Source organism: Chryseobacterium sp. NG-CE01 (genome assembly GCF_055695505.1).
Window position 1 is genome coordinate 2,770,506 of sequence record NZ_CM146369.1, and the last position, 18,520, is coordinate 2,789,025.

The following is an 18,520-nucleotide window of genomic DNA, read 5'->3' on the forward strand; positions in this document are numbered from 1 at the left end:
AAAATCATATTAATAGTAATCAATAAAAAAATAATTTCACTCATTGATGTTAACACATTTTACCAACCAGCAGATTGCCAATATGGAGAAGAGGGCAAGAACAGCACTGATCAATTCCCTAAGCGGTTTTAAAAGTCTTAATTTAATCGGAACGGTAGATAAGGGCGGTCAAACCAATCTCGCGGTCTTTAATTCTGTAATACATCTCGGAGCCGATCCTGCCTTAATGGGTTTTATTTCCCGGCCTGATTCCGTCGAAAGGCATACGCTGGAAAATATAAAAGAAACAGGATGCTATACTATTAATCACGTTAATGCAGATATTTTCGAAAAAGCGCACCAGACTTCAGCACGGTATAAAAAAGAACAGTCGGAATTTGATGCTGTAGGATTGAAGGCTGACTATAAAAATAATTTCTCAGCGCCCTATGTTCAGGATTCTCGTATTCAAATCGGGTTACGCCTGAAGGATATTGTCCCTGTTCAAATTAACAATACCCAACTGATTATCGGCGAGATTGCAGAGCTTTATTTCCCGGATGAAATCTGGGATGCAGATCAGGGTATTTTTGATATTGAAAAGGCAGGTACGATTGCGGGTTCTTCTCTAGACGGCTATCATTCAACCCAGTTGATAAAAAGAATGAAGTACGCAAAACCTGAGTGAAAAATAGGATGAAAAAATAAAAAATGATAGTTTTTATATAATTTTAAAAGGATCATCTTAGTTTTATTTTCATTGATAGTGAATCCGTATATAATGCTATTTTAAATGTTATCAGCGGCTAACTGATTTCAAATAGTAAATTTAACTTCAGTCACATCTTATCCTGAATATAGAATCATAAATTTAATACATAGTTAACGCTTACGAGATCTGAATAAAAAGAGAATCCGATAGTTTCGCAAGCAATTTATAACGATTAAAAATTAAATTACTTATGATTCAGAAACAGGTCCTCGGATGGATGCTTTTGCTTGCCTTGACAGGCGTCGGATGTCAGAATGATGAATTTGCCTCAGCTTCAGTGGAAGAAGAACTTTCAGCAAAAAACACTGCAGGTAAAGAAGCTGCAGATATTACGGTCAATCCTTATGTTGACACAAGTGCTTATATCAATTCCGGTTTTAGTTTTTTAAACCCGTCTCAGGTTGACAAAAACCGTCAGGCGATCGGCGGAAATGCCTACACCGAGGTCTACGGATTCAACGTCCCTGAAGAAAACAGGGTGCGAGGAATCCGCTGGAACACCGATGATGAAACGACATCAATCTGGAGACCGCAGGGAATTGCAGGATTTACCAAAGATGGCGTCCGTTATCTTCTGGTAAGCTGGTATGCAAAAGATGATGCAGGTTTTAAAGGCTCCCGGATTACACTCATTGACATCAGCCCGAGCTCAAGTACTTATCTTACTTACCGTCATATTCTGTTGGTGCAGCCGGATATTCCGGCAAATACAACCGCCTATTCGCAATATGGTTCCTATGCACCGTTAAATGTACACGCCGGTGGAATTGCATATTTTAAAGGTAAAATATATTTAAGCAGTACGAATTTAGGGGTTCGCGTTTTCGATTTGAATAAAATAATTGAAGTCAGTACAGGCGATACAACCAATGATAAGTGCGGAAAAGATGCTAACGGCAATTTATTCGCTTTCAATTACCGCTATATATTGCCACAGATCGGTTACCAAAAAATCAATAATGCCAATCCTTTTTCTACTGTACAGGTCAATGATGAAGGAACTCAGTTGTGGACCGGGCAATATTATGCAGGCAGTGCCGACGCTTCTATTGTTCCTAAAATATTTGGTTTTCCCATTAATGCAAGCGGAATGCTTCAAAACACAGGAATCGTAGAAGTCGCTCCAAAGAATAGTCTCTTTGCGGATAATCATGCGCATGGCATACAGGGCGTGTTCCGGAAAGGAAACAGAACGTGGCTATCGTGTACTGGCTCTCCAAGCAATTCTTACGGCTCAAATGCGAGATTGGCGCGTTATACAGACGGAGCCGATGATACCGTTCGTTACCGATGGCCGTATGGAGCAGAATCGCTTTATTATGAATCTCAATATGGCTATTTATGGAGTCTGACGGAGTATGAGCCTAATGCCGGAGCTCAAAACGGAAGCCAGGTCAACAGGTGTATATTTGCGGTAGATTTTTCTAAATATGAATAGAAATTTAGAAATCAGATAATAATGATCATAAAAAATCAATAGAACTTAAATCAAATAATTAATTAAACCAAAGCAGAATTTTTTGCTTTGGTTTTTTTGATTTTCATTATCGTTTTGAAATTTTATTATTGCTGATCGCTTTTTGTCTGCTGCATTTAAACCGGCTGATTTCTTCACTTCTTTTTTTGAGGTGTTTCCGGCTTACTCCCGAATTCACTCTTTTTCTCCAAAGCCTGAAACTTGATTCTTTAAGCTCGCTCCGCATGAGTTCGATCACTTCCGATTCACTGGTTCCAAACTGAAATTTTATTGCTTCAAACGGCGTCCGGTCTTCCCACGCCATTTCTATGATTCTGTCGATTTCCTGTATGTTGAGGTTTTTGTTCATTTTTATTGAATTTATAATTTCATCAAATTGCGTCGGGCTTTAGCCCGATGTTACATTTTATTTTCAATCAGTTCTTTGTGACTTTGCGGTAAAATTTATTTAAAATTGTCAATAAACTCTTTTGCCGTTTTAAAATGCTGGTTTCGTTTTTCTTCCGGCATTTTTTCTAATGTTCTCAACATCATTCCCAATCTCGGATTTTCAGCAAAGAAATTCTTATGGTCATTAATAAAATTCCAGAAAAGGGCGTCCCATTGTTCTGCCCAGGTACCATCGGGATAATCGCTCATTTTTTTGATATAATTGCTGCCGCTGACGTAGGGTTTTGTGCTCATTATTCCGCCATCCGAAAAACTGCTCATACCGTAAACATTCGGAACCATCACCCAGTCGTAAGAGTCAATGAACATCTCCATAAACCACTGATACACTTCATCCGGATTGAACCGGCATAAATTCATGAAATTGGCAAAAATCATCAGTCTTTCAATATGATGTGCATAGCCGGTTTTCAGAATCTTCCGGAGCGAACTGTCAATCGGGCGGATTCCCGTTTTTGCCGTGTAAAAAGATTCCGGAAGTTTTTTGTTGTGTTTCCAGTAATTTTTATTCCGCTGATACGTTCCCTGATACACATAAACACCACGCACAAATTCACGCCAACCCAGAATCTGGCGAACAAATCCTTCCAGAGAATTTACCGGAATATCGTTGTCTTTAGCAAACGAAATGGCTTTTAACAGTACATTCCCGGCAGTCAACAACCCAACATTCATCAAGGGAGAAAGGACGCTGTGATGCAGAAAATGTTCTTTTTCAACAATGCTGTCTTCATAAAAGCCAAATTCATGAAAACGTATTTTCAGGAACTGTTTCAGCCATTTTTCAGCTTCTCTGAAAGTAGTGGGGTAGAGCTGTTCATCGGTCAGTGTTCCGTAGTTTTCCGCAAAATGCTTTTCGGTATACTTTTTAGCTTCCTCGTAATATTCATTGTTTTCCGGGAAATGAACAGGAGGAGCGTTCCTGTTTTTCGGATATTTTTTCCGGTTTTCGGTGTCGTAAGTCCACTTTCCGCCAAGCGGTTTTCCTGCTTTCATCAGGATATTCCGGGTAATGCGCTGCTGTTTGTAGAAATCGGTCTGATGGTAGGATTTTTTACCCTCAAAATAATCTTTGAGTTCTTCTTTGGTATTGATAAAGAGAGGACTATCGAGAATTTCTAATTTCAATTTCGTCTCTTTGAGTCTTTTTTCTAACCAATTATCGCATACATCTGTGGTTTTGATTATTTCAAAATGTTCTTTTTCAAGTTCCGGAATTAAATTTCTGATATCCGAAAATTTTGATGAACTTTCAATATATTCAACTTCGAAGCCTGATTTTTCCAGTTCATTCTCATAGAACTTCATGGTCGCTCTGTGAAAGGCGATCTTCTGTTTATGAAATAAATATTGTTTAAAAAATAGGAATTCTTCAACCAGAAACACAGGCTGACTTTTATCCAGATAATCAGTATCCTTAAAAAGCTGATGCGGAAAAATAAGCTGGGCGGTATGTTTTACTGTATTAGCCATAATCTTCGGAATTCTTGCTTGGGATCATATAGTTCTGCCTGCTTTTCAGGATTGAAAGTCCGGTCACGGTTATCATTTCCGGTTCCGGCAAGATACATCCAGTTGGCGTAATTGCTGTGTACGTCATAATCAATCAGCATTTCCTCAAAATACGCTGCGCCGATTCTCCAGTCCTGCTTCATAATTTTGCAGAAATAAGAAGCCGCGTTTTGCCGCCCTCTGTTGCTCATCCAGCCGGTATTTTTTAATTCGAGCATATTTGCATTTATGAAATCGGAAGATGTTTTTCCCTCTCTCCATTGAAAGACGAGTTTATCATTGTTTTCAGCAGTGTATTGTCTGTTCGTAATTCCGTTTTTACTGAAGATCAAATCTTTATGCTGTAAAGAAACGTACCTGAAAAAGTCCCGCCAAAGCAGTTCGAAAATCAGCCAATAGGTAGAATCATTACTTCCAAATTCTTTTTCGTATCTTTTAATTTCATGATAAACGGTAACGACGGAAATACTTCCATTAGCAAGCCAGGCAGAAAATTTCGAGCTGTATTCTGTTCCGGTGAGTCCGTTGCGTGTCTCTTTATACCGGCTTATGTTTTTAGTTGCTGAAAAATAAGAATCTAACCTTTTCAGGGCTTCATTTTCACCACCAAAAAAAGGAAAAGCGCTTCTTTTATCTGTTTTAAAATCATTAAAACCTAAGGATGGAAGGGTAATTTCGTCACTTTTAAAATGAATTTCAGTCTTACGGTATATCAGGTTTTCCGACTCAAATTCCGGACGAATCAGAAGGTTTTTCTCAATTTTCTGCCTGAATGTCGTAAAAAGCATCGGAATTTTACCCAGTGTTTTAAAAACAAAAAGCGGATGAATCAGAAACTGTGAGTAGGATTTTACCCAAAAAGCAGACGGAACAATCTGATGAATTTTTGTTTGCAGCTCCAGCTCTTCTTTCGTCCATTCTTCCTGACAGAAAATTTTTACGATTTCAAATTCTCCGGAAATTTCTTTGAAGACTTCATCTGTTCTGCCGTATTTTACTAAAAAAGGAATATTTTTTTTGGCTAAATTCAGCTTTAGATCTTGTACGCTTTCCAGAGGAAATTTTGCCCTGTATTTCCCGATTTTTCTGAAGCCGAATTGTTTTTGGTCAAAAAAGTCAGCGTCAAAAACATAGACGGCAAGAAAAGGCAAATCTTCCTGCATGATTTTATATAACGATTCAGAATCTCTCGTTCTCAAATCCTGGGTGAACCAGAGGATATTGATTTTTTGTTTTTCCGGCATCTTTCGCTGCAATATTTTACTTCGTCCCAGTTTTTCTTCCACTTTTTCCGCCAGTTGAAAGGCAGTCCGCAGACTTCACAGATCTTAGACGGTAATCCTGAAGGCATATTCTTTTATTAAATTTTAATTCAAATACAATTGTAATATTAACATGTCGCTCATCTTTTAAGCGAGAGCTCCGTAGGAGCGACCTGTTACTGATTTATTTATCCTAATACAATCGTTTCAACCTTTTTTGCACTTTTGAATAACTTATAAAACATCGAAAATCTTTTGTGGCTTTTGCGGTTAAACCTTACTCACAATAATTTTTAAAATTATTAATCGCCACATCTTTCGCTTTCAGATCGTGCATCATATTGTACAACCCGAAAAATGTCCGGTTCAGGTAAATAAAATGTCTTGAACCACGGTTGGTATTCATTCCTTTCATATCACTTATTTTGGCATATCTCTGTCCCAGATCGGCAATTTCCCGGAAGAAAGATTCATCTGAAAAGTCGAATATTTCCCGGTTGAAAGGTCTTGTAAAAAGTTCCAGCAATTCGTAGAACAGCGTAGAGAAAAATTCTTTTTCCTTTTCAGAATCTTCTTCGCGAAGAATTTCGAGTGTGAATAATTTCTCACGGAAAATTGCAGGATTTTTAAGGTTTTCTTCTTTGGCAAGCTCGAAATAAGGAATATAAAAATCCTCCGGAATCTCTTTGATACAGCCAAAATCAATAACCAGCAATTCTTTATTCCCGGAAATCAGGAAGTTGCCGGGATGTGGGTCGGCATGAACTTTTTTCAGGACATGCATCTGGTACATATAAAAATCCCAGAGTGTCTGCCCGATTTTATTTACGTCTTCCTGAGTGTTTTGTTTTTTGGTGAATTCCGAAAAATGCAGCCCGGACATCCAGTCCATCGTGATGATTTTTTCGCAGGAATATTCGGGATAATAGTGTGGAAATTTCACATTCGGAAGATGCTTGCATTCTTCTGCAAAATGCCGGCTTCTTTTAAGTTCCAGATTGTAATCGGTCTCCTCAAACAATTTATCTTCCACTTCCTGGAAGTAAGATTCCGAACCTTCTTTTTTAATATTAAACATTTTCATCGCAATCGGTTTTACCATCTTCAGATCGCTGGAAATACTTTCTCTTACACCGGGATACTGTATTTTTACCGCCAGTTTTTTATCGCCCTTTTTTGCGGTATGCACCTGCCCGATACTCGCCGCATTTACAGATTCGGAAGAAAATTCATCAAAAATATCTTCAGGATTTTTTCCGAAGTACTTCCTGAACGTTTTCTTCACCAACGCACCCGACAAAGGCGGAACGGAAAACTGTGAAAGCGAAAATTTTTCTACATATTCCACCGGCAGGATGTTTTTCTCCATACTCAGCATTTGCGCAACTTTGAGAGCGGAACCCTTCAGCTCTTTCAGTGAATCGTAGATATCTGAAGCGTTATCTTCATTTAAAATTTTGCGGGCTTCATCTTCGTCTTTCGTGATTTTATTGCCGTAATATTTCAGGTAATTGACACCGACTTTTGCGCCGGCTTTCAGGAGGCTGCTGGTCCGTTCAATCTTTCCTGTGGGGATTTTATTTAATGTTTTCATTTCTACAATTTCTTGGGTCTTCCGATATCGGGATTGTTAATAAGTTCAATCGCTCTTGAAATCTGTTTATCAATCGCTTTTATTTTGTTTATCTGGATAAGAATACTTCGTTTCTTTCCGTCTGTAAAGGCTTCAAACTTTTGTTTTAGCACATCATCCTGTTCCAGTAAGATATGTATGGTTTCAGGGATTTCAACGCCTAACGGGTTGGGATCTTCGGTAATTTCAAAATAAATGGTATCGCCGGATTTTCTGTTAATTAATTTCATATTTTTCGAAGAAATGATGATGAAAAAATTACCGTCTCCGGAATGATTTAGTCCACATTGAAAGGAAATTGTATGGTCCAATCTGCAAATCAGTCTTGTTTGCTTCTTACGTTTAAGCTGCTCAACCGTTTCTGCATCTACTGTAAGAAAAAAGTAACCTCCTTTTCTCTTATCAAGCTGCTGCACGATTTGTTCCCCTTTAAAATCTCCTTTCATACCGTATTTAGCTCATTTTAAATTTTTCCTTCCAAAGGAATTTTCCAAGGTCAAAAACTTTTCTAAGCGGCTCGTTGTCTACCAGCTCAAAACCGGTATCAATGGTTTTTTCGATGAAAATATCTGTTTTTTCAAAGTCCGGCGATGTGTCATTTTTCCAGAAATTAATAATGGAAACCAAATGAAGCCAAAGGACTTCTTCTCTTGATTTTTCGTTGAATCTCCTGATATCTTCCTTTGCTTTTTCAATCATTTCCCATTCATTAAAATCCAGTGTTCTGATGAACTGCCTGTGTGTTTCACGAAGGTTCTGAAGGGTTTTTATATTCTGAAATTTATACGGCCCTAAAATTGAAAGTATAAGAGAACGGTTAATTGTAAGATTTTCAAAGAAAATGAAATAGATATTCAGGAGCTTTTCTTTGGTAGAAATTCCTTCGGAGGAGTTAACTTCGGCGCCTAACTCAATTGATTTTATAAAAAGATGGTTCAGTATCTCTTTTTCAATATGATCAAATCCTGAAAAATAATGATAAAATTCTTTTTCCTCGAAGTTGTTTTCTTTGGCGAAGAGGTAAACATTTTTTGGCTTTTCTCCATGATTTAAAAGATAGTCGCCATATAATTCAAATATTTTTTCTTGAGTAATTGTCTGTTCTTCCATGACTGATTTATTTACATGTAAAAATAGTAATAAATTTTATTTTTAAATATAATATGGTATTAATTTATACTATATAAGTGATGTGATTTTTAAATCATGTTTTGTCTGCATTCTTTATCAAACATTCAAGCTGTTTTTTCGGTATTTGCCGCAGGAAATTAAAAACATATTCAAACTGATTATAATCATAACAATTTAGGCGCACATTAACTAAATTGAATAAAATTCATCCGGATTCCTTTTGTATAATCATTTTACATTACTGCAATTGTTTTTATGCGAGAACTAAAAAAGTTAAAGCGACTATCTGCATGAGCATTAATCGGAAAGCATTTATTGGCGCAGGCTTTGTTATGATACTTTAAAAATTGCAGGACAGATGTAGGAGATGTACAGAAGAAACCGGATATGATCATGAGTGCAGCACAAAAGAGATGAGGCCATTTCAGATCCTTAAAATAAAGAATTACAAAATACACAGAATTAATGATTTTAAAACATTCAAAAATAGGAGTCAGTTCAGAAGAACTCTCCGTAAGATCACTTATATATTTTATTATAGAACTGCAAAACCTGTTTGAATACATCGGAAACTACCTTTTAGAGGAAGAAGAAACCATCTCTTTAGCGGAAAGCGTAACTTCCGGATTTCTCCAGTTCTCTTTTTCGCAGATGAAAGATGCTTCACAATTTTTTAAAGGAGGCATCACTGCATATACGCTTGAACAAAAGGTAGAACTTTTACAGGTGGATGAGGCTGAAGCTGCCTCCTGTGACTGTGTTTCTCCCAATATCGCTGAAACGATGGCCCTCAATGTGGCAAAAACATTTAAAACCGATTGGTCAATTGCTGTTACAGGATATGCGACACCCGTACCGGAGTCAAATCAAAAGTTATATGCTTATTTTTCTATTGTGTATAGAGGGCAGGTGATTCTTTCCGAGAAACTCGATCTGCATTCCAGAACAAAGCAGGTAAATGCACAGTTATATTACACAGAATTTATATTGGGATGCCTTAAACTTGAGCTGGATAAGCAAAGGGAGAAAAAGTCGATATCTTAAAGTGATAAAAATGTGAATGAAAACAGTACAATATGACAGCGATCATAAACCTTCCGTCACATATCATATATCTTTGATATATCTATACACTTCATTTTGCAGTCACTTCTATAAGCTCCTCATTTATCTGGGGAGCTTTTTTGATTCTTTAATACATGACCGTATAAAATATACCACATCTACCCATATATAACTCAAATTTTTGATACTCAGGCAAATTTTTATTAGTTTTAAACCCTGAAAAATGCTAATCTCTTTAATGTGATATAATACCAAAACTTTATAAAAAACTATTTTTTTAGCAATTTTCTAATTATATTTAACATTACTAAAGAAATTAGTTGTCAATTATGAATAGCTATCCATTTCCCGACAACGAAGCCGAAAGAATAAAAAAACTGGAGCTTCTTGATCTCATAAAACTTGCTAAAGACCCCCAACTGGATGTTTTTGCACAAACGGCATGTCTTATCACAGACTGTCCATCTTCTATTATATCAATAATGGAAGCAGACACGCAAAGAATACAAAGCTGTATAGGACTTTCTATGGATTCTGTAGAACGGAAGAATACGCTTTGTCAATATTCCGTAGCGAGTGGTGAAGTCGTGATTATTAATGATACGCTCCTGGATGAAAGATCTTCAGATAATCCGCTGATTCTGGAAGGAGGAATTCGGTTTTATGCCGGCGTGCCGCTTATTGACGACGAAGGATTTGCACTGGGAACGATCTGTGTGATCGATTTTAAACCTAAAACATTAACGGAAAACCAGATATCTGCACTTAAAAAACTTGGAGAAGTTGTTACAAATCTCCTGATGAACAGCAGAGAGACCATAAATGCAGAATATTTTCACCAGACATTTAATATTTCAAACAATCTGATCTGTGTTCTGGATAATCATTTCATGCTTAAAGATGTGAATCCTTCTTTTGAAAAAGTTTTTTCAATTTCTAAGGAAAAAGCTGTTGAACATAGTTTTCTCGCTCTTTTAAAACAGGATCTGAAGTCACTCCCTGAAATTCAGAAATTACCGCACGGGGGGAAAGAAATCACCTTTACCACATCTACCAAAATGGAGGACGGAACTTCAGTTGTTGTAGAATGGTATCTTACACAAAATCAGAAATTTTCTGAAATCTTCTGCTTCGGAACAAATATTACGCAGCAGATTAAAGAAAGACAGCAGCTTGAAAGCTCAGAAAGACGCTTCCGGAGTTTCTTTGAAAATGCTATTGGCCTGATGAGCATGCACGATATGGAAGGAAATATCCTGGCGGTAAACGAAAAAGGCAGGGAAACACTGCATTATTCTGCAGATGAGGTAAAAAGCCTGAATCTTAAAGATCTTGTACCAGAGCAAAACTGGCTGTTGCTGAAACAGTATCTGGAGCGCATCAATCAGAACGAAGAAGATTTCGGAACCATGATCCTGAAAACAAAAGAAGGGGAAGAACTGATATGGATGTACCACAATCTGGTCGAGATCGATAAAGAAGGAAAACCGTATGTTGTGAGCACTGCCCTCAACGTTACCGAAAGAATGACCTTAGAAAAAGATCTCATCTATACTAAGAAAATGCTGGAGCAGACAAGCTCTGTTGCCCAGGTAGGAGGCTGGGAAGTAAAGATGAAAACCGGTAATGTTTTCTGGTCTCAGAGTACTAAAGAGATTCATAAGATCAAAAATAATTTCCAGCCGGATTTTGAAAATGCTCTCGGATTTTATAAAGAAGAAAGCAGAGAGCGAATGAAGTATTTATTCGACAGAGCTGTAACAGAAGGAGTTCCCTTTGACGAAGAATTCCAGCTGGTTCGCAATGACGGTGTTACGATCTGGGTAAGAGTAAAAGGAATCCCCGAATTTGACGGCGATGTCTGCAACAGGGTTTTTGGAATCATTCAGGATATTGATGTCTTTAAGAAAATGTTTCTGGAAGTGGCCAGAAAAGAAGCCATGATGCAGTCATTCGTAACCGACGTGCCGATTCCTCTGGCCATGTTTGATAAAGACCTTAACTATGTTTCGGTAAGTACCCGCTGGAAAGAAGAATTCTATATGGATGATATGGATCTTATCGGTAAAAACCTATTCACCATATCTCCTGATGTTCCCGAAGAAAGAAAAGAAATTTATAAAAATGCCTTGCTGGGAAAAACCCACATCGATGAAGACTTTACCATGAAGATAGATGGTAGGGATGAACTTCAGCATTACGACCTGAAAGTAGGACCGTGGTATCTTACGGAAGATGAAGTAGGCGGCGTTATAGTTTCTATACAGAATATTACACATGCCGTACATGTAAATGAAGAATTGAAGAATGCCAAGAAAATAGCAGATCTTGCCAGCAAGGCAAAATCAGAATTTTTAGCCAATATGAGCCATGAGATCCGTACCCCGTTAAATGGTGTAATCGGATTTTCTGATCTTCTCCTCAGGACACCGCTGAACGAGATACAGACCCAATACCTGAATTACATCAATGAATCAGGTGAAAACCTGCTTAATATCATCAATGATATTCTGGATTTTTCTAAAATAGAATCCGGGAAAATGGAACTTGTAATTGAGAGCAGTGATGTCTATGACATGCTGAGCCAGGTTATCAATGTCATTTTATATCAGTCCCAGAAAAAGAATATTGAGCTTCTTCTGAACATTGAGCCGGGACTCCCGAAAACGCTTTTGATCGATGAATCCCGATTAAAACAGATCCTGATCAATCTTTTGGGTAATGCTGTGAAATTCACAGAAAAAGGAGAGATCGAGCTGAAGGTGGAGAAGTTACGCATGGATGATAAAAATATTGCCCTGCGGTTCTCTGTACGGGATACAGGAATCGGTATTCCTGTTGAAAAGCAGAAATATATTTTTAATGCGTTTACCCAGGAAAACAGCTCCATCAGTAAACGATATGGCGGAACAGGTCTCGGGCTTACCATCTCGAACAATATTCTGAAATATATGGGAAGCCATCTGTCGCTGATCAGCGCACCGGAAAAAGGTTCCGTGTTTTTCTTTGATATTGAAATTCCTTATGAAATATCAGAACTACGGGAAGATGATGATATGAACATCCAGAGAGCTTTGGTAGTGGATGATAATGAAACTAACAGGATCATTCTTCAGCATATGCTTGCTTATAAAAATATCGAATCCACACTGGCCGCCAACGGAATGGAAGCACTACAAATCCTGCTGAAAGGCGAGCGCTTCGATGTGATTTTGATGGATTATCATATGCCCGTTATTTCAGGATTGGAAACCATAGATAAAATCAGGGAGCTGTTTAATCAGCGAAATGAAATTTCCCCGCTGGTCGTGCTTCATACTTCTTCAGAAGAACATGATGTGATCAATTCATTCCGCAAAGAAGAAAATTCATATTTCCTTCTGAAGCCTATTAAATCAGATGACTTATATAAAACCCTCAGAAGGGTCGCACAGAGTAATGTAATCGAGGTGATTCCTCAGGAAACGATGGAAGACGACTCCTATTCCTTTATGAATAATCTCGAAGTTCTTCTGGTAGACGATAATCCTGTAAACATGGTGCTGAACAACAGGATGATGAAATCTCTTACTCCGGATGCACATTTAACCGAAGCTGTTAACGGGCTGGAAGCTCTGGAAGAATGCAGGAAAAAACAGTTTTCTATTATCCTTATGGACGTACAGATGCCGGTAATGAACGGTATCGAGGCTACACAGCAGATACGCCTGCTTCCGGAATACGAAAATGTACCGATTATTGGCGTTACGGCAGGAAATGTATTGGGTGAGAAAGAAAAATGTCTCGCTGCGGGAATGAATGATTTCCTTCCTAAACCTCTAAGACAGGCAGACCTTCTGGAAATGCTCGAAAAATACATCAGCGTAAACGGTAATAATAGTAAAAAAGCAGACGTCAGTCAGAATGAAAATCAATCGGAAATGAAACCGGAAAAGTATATTAACATCAATACGCTGAACGAGCAGATAGGTGATGATGATGACGATTTTAAAGAAATGTTTCTCAATCTGCTGATCCAGGAACTTAGCCAGGTAGAAATAAATATAGAAAAGGCAGCTGAAGAGAAAGACGTTGCAGAAATAAAAATGATTCTTCACAAGCTTAAAGGTACCGGAGGAATTGCAGGACTTTTCAAGCTTGCGGAACGTGCATCGAAATGGGAAAAGATGACGGCAGATGACATGGATTTTTTGGCTATGAATAGCGAAATAAAAGAAGAAATAAGAATAGGAACAGATATAATAAAAAATTTAATAAAGTAAAAAATCAGAACTATGTTAATTTTGATCGCAGAAGATGATGAACTGATTCTTAAAACAATAGAACATAAATTGTTGAAAGAAGGGCATGAGGTTATATTAACCCGAAATGGTAAAGAAGCTATTGAAACTTTACAGCAGAGAGATGTTGATCTTGCCATTACGGATATTATGATGCCTTTCGCTTCAGGAATAGAAATACTATCAGCAATAAAATCAATGGGGAAAGATACGCCCGTAATCATGCTTTCCAGCATGGGACAGGAAGAAGTGGTGCTTAATGCTTTTGACCTGGGAGCTTCGGATTTTATCGTAAAGCCATTCAGCCCCAGTGAGCTGATGTTGAGGGTCAAAAGGTTCTTATCAAATTAAAACAGAATGGTTATTGCATCAGTACATTTTCTTTTCCTCATTTTTATCGTGATGCTGTCACTGGTAATGCTGCTGGCCATTATTGTGCTTATATACAATCTGATCGAATATAACAAATCTGTGCGTACAGCAGGATGGTCCGAAACAATCAATAAGAAAATATCTGATGTTATTGTGTACGGAGAAGAAGAACTCTCGGAAGATATCTACTTTAAAGCACTTTCTGTAAATGCTTCATTCAGAAATCTTTTTCTTGAGAAACTGGTAGATTCGGAAAAAAAATTCTCCGGAGCTGCTAAAAACAGGATACAGGATTTATTTAAGGAATATGATCTCCGCAAAGAAGCAATAAAAAAGCTTAACCAGAAAAAAGCTTACCTTATTGCCAGAGGAATACGCGAACTCACCGTCATGGAATTTCAGGAAGCGATACCGCAGATTGAAACGTATTTATCCCATCCGTCACCACAGGTTTACCAGGAAGCACAGTATGCTATGGTAAGATTCAGAGGTTTCGAAGGTCTGAACTTCCTCGATGATTTTCCAACCAGAATTTCAGAATGGCAGCAGCTTCGGTTTCTGCTCTCCATATCCTCGTTGCCGGAAGATTCGGAAGAAAAAATAGCAGACTGGCTGGAAAGTAAGAATGACACGGTTATTATTTTTACCCTCAAATTAATTAAGAAGTTCCAGCTGCTTTCCTTTTACCCAAAAGTCATTGGCTTGCTCAGTATTGCTTCGGTTGAGGTGAGAGTAAAAGCGGTACAGACCCTGATGTCACTGGAAAATCCGGAAACGGTTGAATATCTTTCCGGTATTTATTACGATCAGCCGGATGAAGTACGCCTTGAAATCCTTAAGGTCATAAAAATATCAAAAGATCAATGCTGCATAGATCTGCTTAAAAAAGAGCTTGCGGAAGATGTACCTTCAGGATTAAAAGTAAATGCTGCACAGGCCCTTTATTCGCTGGGACATGCTGAATATTTATCAGAACTTGCCGAAGAGGAAGATGCACCGGAAGAATTAATTCAAATTATCAAATACGCATTGCAGGAAAAAATATGTTAGAATTTTCAAACGTTGTATATGAAGTCGTTATCTGGCTGTATTTATTGTATGGTGCTGCTGTAGCTATTATTTACGGTTGGGTAGGAGTGTACGCCTTCGGAGCGGTCTTACGATATAAAAAAGAAAATGTTTTTACCGATTACAGCATTATTGCAGCCAATCCCAATGCTCCTGTCTTCAGTCTCCTGGCTCCGGCTTATAATGAGGGAATGACGATTGTTGAAAATGTAAGATCCCTGTTATCTCTTTACTATCATAATCTTGAAATCATCATTGTCAATGACGGAAGTAAGGACGATTCTATGCAAAAGCTTATTGAAGCCTACGATCTGGAGTGTGTATCTTACTTTGTACAGGGAAAAATTGAAACCAACAAAATAAAAGGAATTTATAAAAGCAGGAACCAGGCTTTCAGAAAACTTATTGTAGTAGACAAAGAAAACGGAGGGAAAGCGGATGCCCTGAATGTAGGAATCAATGTTTCTTCCGGAGATTATCTTGTATGTATTGACGTAGACTGTATCCTGGAACAGGATGCTATTCTCAGGCTGGCAAAACCTTTTCTTGAACAGACAGACAAAAAAATTATCGCCTGCGGCGGGGTGATCCGTCTGGCAAACAACTGTGTGATTGAAGATGGTAAAGTGGTGAGCGTAAATATGCCGAAAACCTTATTGGGAAGAACGCAGGCATTAGAATATATCCGCGCTTTCGTACTTGGAAGAATGGCCTGGTCCAGGGCTTCAGGACTTATTCTCATCTCCGGAGCCTTCGGAGTTTTTGACCGGAAAATTGTTTTGGATTGCGGCGGTTACGACAGAAATACGGTAGGTGAAGATATGGAACTTGTCGTAAGGATGAGAAAATATATGGAAGAACGGAATGAATCTTACGAAGTGCTTACCATCCCCGATCCTCTGTGCTGGACTGAAGTTCCGGAAACCAAAGATATCCTTAAAAAACAAAGAAACCGATGGATGCGCGGAACAATAGAAACGCTGTGGAAACACCGCAAGATGATGTTCAATCCTAAATATAGGAAACTGGGAATGGTTAGTCTTCCGTACTGGTTCTTCTTTGAGTTTTTAGGTCCTCTGGTAGAATTCTCCGGTTATATTGTCTTTATCCTATTCCTTCTTCTGGGCATTATCAACTGGCCGTTTTTCTTTGTATTGTTTGCCCTTGTGCTTTCCATGGGATTCCTGTATTCGGTATACGGAATATTGGTAGACATGGTAAGTCACCAGGTATACGGTAAAAGAAAAGATTTCTTTGCCCTCATCGGAACAGCCTTTTCAGAACCTTTCTATTTTCACCCTATCGTGGTAAGAGCGGGAGTGAACGGCTTTATCGATTATTTTAAAAAGTCGCACGGTTGGGGCGAAATGACAAGGCAGGGTTTTAATCAGAATACAAAGAATTTACCGCTGAAGGATAAAATATGGGCAATTTTAAAACACGGCCTCAGAAAGTGGGGTGCTCTGGCTTCTGCTTTCAGTATTCTTTTTATCCTCGGGATTCTTGCAGAATGGCTCTGGTACAGATTTATGTTCACAAAAATTGATACTTCATCCGTTGTAAGTTCTCTTTTTACCGACAATATTCTTTTCATATTCCAGCTGGCGTTCGGCTTTGGAATTATGTATCTCATCATTAACTTTATTAAAGAAGGCTGGGCAAAAATACTGGCTATCGCTGCATGCGGCTTTGTGGTCGTCTTACAGTATATTTTGTTCCTTTATTTTTCCGAAACAGGAAATTTACTCGGGGCAGACCTCATTTACTACAGCAAAGAAGAAATGAAGCAGATTCTGCAGGCCAGTGGAATGCTTAATTTTAAAAACTATGCGCTTTTTGCTATTTTACTGGCGCTGTCCTTTATTCCGTTATGGATATCCGGCCGTTCCGGGTTCAAGTCCATTTATCCGGGAGTGGCATTTCTTTCATTGGGGTTAATTGCTTTCTTTATTCCCAGCGAAGCTCTGCATCCTGCAACATTAGACAAGGCCAACGAATTCAGCCAGAATGCTGCAAAAAGCAAATGGGCTTATTTCTTCAAAGCGAATGAAGAAAATTTCATCAGCGACCATCCTGAGATTACGGAATTTCTGGGCAGCGAAGAGGAGATCGCCTCGAGCAATACGATGCTGAACAAGGCATTTCCCTTCTGGAAAAAAGAAGATACCCAAGATTTTCTTGGACCTTATTTAAATAAATCTCAGGAAGTTCCTAACCTTGTATTTATTGTGCTGGAAGGTTTTGGTCATGCCTACACCTCTCCAAAAGGATATGTAGGGAATTTTACACCTTTTCTGGACGCGCTCTCCAATCAGAGTCTGTATTGGGAAAACGGCCTCAGTACTGCAGGAAGAACATTTGCCGCTTTACCTTCGCTTACGGGATCTTTGCCTTTCGGTAAAAACGGATTCCTGGAAATTGAAGAAACTCCGGATCATTTTAATCTTTTCAATATTCTTAAAGCAAACGGCTTTGAAACCGGATTCTATTATGGCGGTAACCTGAATTTTGATAATTACAGAAATTACCTTCAATACAGCAAAGTAAATCATATTGTCGATATCGCATCTTATGGAGGAGGTACCTACAAAAGGCTTCCTGCAACCAATGAAGGAGAAAGCTGGGGATACGAAGATCAGGCAGTTTTCAGAAAAGTACTTGAAGTTCAGAAAGTACAGGCACAGCCTTATTTCAATATGATTCTTACGCTTTCTACCCACAATCCGTTTTTGATTAATAACAAAGCGTATTATGAAAAAATGTATAATGAAAGATTAAGATCCAATCTTCTGACACCTGAACAGAAAAAATGGGCAGTACAGTATAAAGATCAGTTGATTTCCATCCTAAATGCGGACGAAGCCTTAAAACAGTTCTTCGATAATTACCGTAAAAGACCGGATTTTGCTAAAACGATTTTCTTTGTGACGGGAGACCACAGTATGCCGGAAATTCTTATCCAGGATAAAATTGACAGGTTCCATGTACCGATGATGATCTATTCGCCATTGCTGAAAGGTTCCAAGAAGTTCCTTAAAAATGCAAGCCATTTTGATATTGCTCCTTCGGTACTGGCATATTACCGCAAAAACTACAATCTGCATACGCCATCTACCGTAACATGGGTAGGGAAAGGATTGTCTGCAGATTCAGATATAACTAAAGCAGACTATCCGATCATGCAGAGTAAGAGTCTTCTTACAGATTTTGTAGCGGACAAGTATTATATGCATGACAACAAACTTTTCGTCCTTAATAATCTGGATGAGGAAAGCTATGATAATCCTGATATATTAAAAAAGATTAAAGGACGCTTTAATCAGTTTAAAAGAATGAATTCCGAATTCTATCAGACGAAAAAGCTGATGCCGGATTCTGTATTTACCAATTTTAAGAAAAAAACGGGTCATTAAGGTTAGGTTATAAGCGATACCTGATAAACCTTATCTATCCATTATTAATACAGTAAAAGTTTATTGAATCAAATTCAATAAACTTTTTTTGTTGAGAATTAAAGCC

At 38.2% G+C, this 18,520-nt stretch carries 14 protein-coding genes; 7 read left to right on the plus strand and 7 right to left on the minus strand.

The window, feature by feature from the left end; genetic code table 11:
• Nucleotides 1-46 precede the first annotated feature (46 nt).
• A complete protein-coding gene (locus ACYT6F_RS12915) occupies nucleotides 47-667 on the plus strand; it encodes a flavin reductase family protein (RefSeq protein WP_472598077.1) in 621 nt (206 codons plus the stop codon).
• 274 nt (nucleotides 668-941) lie between these two features.
• Nucleotides 942-2,189 (plus strand): hypothetical protein, encoded by a 1,248-nt coding sequence (locus ACYT6F_RS12920; protein WP_472598078.1) that lies wholly within the window; start codon nucleotides 942-944, stop codon nucleotides 2,187-2,189.
• A gap of 106 nt (nucleotides 2,190-2,295) precedes the next feature.
• Here the strand turns inward: ACYT6F_RS12920 and ACYT6F_RS12925 are convergent, their stop codons facing one another.
• From ACYT6F_RS12925 to ACYT6F_RS12955, 7 genes are all read right to left on the minus strand, one after another.
• Entirely contained in the window at nucleotides 2,296-2,577 is a 282-nt protein-coding gene (locus tag ACYT6F_RS12925) for a TIGR03643 family protein (RefSeq protein WP_472598079.1), read from the minus strand.
• A gap of 95 nt (nucleotides 2,578-2,672) precedes the next feature.
• Entirely contained in the window at nucleotides 2,673-4,151 is a 1,479-nt protein-coding gene (locus tag ACYT6F_RS12930; protein ID WP_472598080.1) for a cryptochrome/photolyase family protein, read from the minus strand.
• On the minus strand, nucleotides 4,136-5,434 hold the full coding sequence (locus tag ACYT6F_RS12935; RefSeq protein WP_472598081.1) for a DASH family cryptochrome: 1,299 nt from the start codon (nucleotides 5,432-5,434) through the stop codon (nucleotides 4,136-4,138). Before ACYT6F_RS12935 ends, ACYT6F_RS12930 begins: the two co-directional genes overlap by 16 nt.
• A complete protein-coding gene (locus ACYT6F_RS12940; RefSeq protein WP_169230861.1) occupies nucleotides 5,386-5,541 on the minus strand; it encodes a DUF2256 domain-containing protein in 156 nt (51 codons plus the stop codon). Before ACYT6F_RS12940 ends, ACYT6F_RS12935 begins: the two co-directional genes overlap by 49 nt.
• A 188-nt stretch (nucleotides 5,542-5,729) precedes the next feature.
• Complete coding sequence (locus tag ACYT6F_RS12945; protein ID WP_472598082.1) at nucleotides 5,730-7,046, minus strand: ABC1 kinase family protein; 1,317 nt, start codon at nucleotides 7,044-7,046, stop codon at nucleotides 5,730-5,732.
• Between the two features lie 2 nt (nucleotides 7,047-7,048).
• Entirely contained in the window at nucleotides 7,049-7,531 is a 483-nt protein-coding gene (locus tag ACYT6F_RS12950) for a DUF1905 domain-containing protein (protein WP_472598083.1), read from the minus strand.
• A 7-nt stretch (nucleotides 7,532-7,538) separates the two neighbouring features.
• Nucleotides 7,539-8,195, minus strand: coding sequence for a TetR family transcriptional regulator C-terminal domain-containing protein (locus ACYT6F_RS12955; protein ID WP_472598084.1), 657 nt, complete (start codon nucleotides 8,193-8,195; stop codon nucleotides 7,539-7,541).
• 486 nt (nucleotides 8,196-8,681) lie between these two features.
• On the opposite strand from ACYT6F_RS12955, the gene ACYT6F_RS12960 reads away from it, so the two are divergent.
• The 5 genes from ACYT6F_RS12960 to ACYT6F_RS12980 all read left to right on the plus strand — a co-directional run bounded on the left by ACYT6F_RS12960 (nucleotide 8,682) and on the right by ACYT6F_RS12980 (nucleotide 18,414).
• Nucleotides 8,682-9,260 carry a CinA family protein gene (locus ACYT6F_RS12960; RefSeq protein ID WP_472598085.1) on the plus strand — a complete coding sequence of 193 codons (579 nt, stop codon included), beginning with the start codon at nucleotides 8,682-8,684 and terminating at the stop codon, nucleotides 9,258-9,260.
• A 350-nt stretch (nucleotides 9,261-9,610) separates the two neighbouring features.
• Nucleotides 9,611-13,543, plus strand: a complete 3,933-nt coding sequence (locus tag ACYT6F_RS12965) for a response regulator (RefSeq protein ID WP_472598086.1) — start codon at nucleotides 9,611-9,613, stop codon at nucleotides 13,541-13,543.
• A gap of 12 nt (nucleotides 13,544-13,555) precedes the next feature.
• Nucleotides 13,556-13,912: a response regulator transcription factor gene (locus ACYT6F_RS12970; RefSeq protein ID WP_472598087.1), complete on the plus strand. Its 357-nt coding sequence runs from the start codon at nucleotides 13,556-13,558 to the stop codon at nucleotides 13,910-13,912.
• A 6-nt stretch (nucleotides 13,913-13,918) separates the two neighbouring features.
• Complete coding sequence (locus ACYT6F_RS12975; protein WP_472598088.1) at nucleotides 13,919-14,983, plus strand: HEAT repeat domain-containing protein; 1,065 nt, start codon at nucleotides 13,919-13,921, stop codon at nucleotides 14,981-14,983.
• Nucleotides 14,977-18,414 carry a sulfatase-like hydrolase/transferase gene (locus tag ACYT6F_RS12980; protein ID WP_472598089.1) on the plus strand — a complete coding sequence of 1,146 codons (3,438 nt, stop codon included), beginning with the start codon at nucleotides 14,977-14,979 and terminating at the stop codon, nucleotides 18,412-18,414. The genes ACYT6F_RS12975 and ACYT6F_RS12980 overlap by 7 nt, the downstream gene beginning before the upstream one ends.
• The last annotated feature ends 106 nt before the right edge of the window (nucleotides 18,415-18,520 follow it).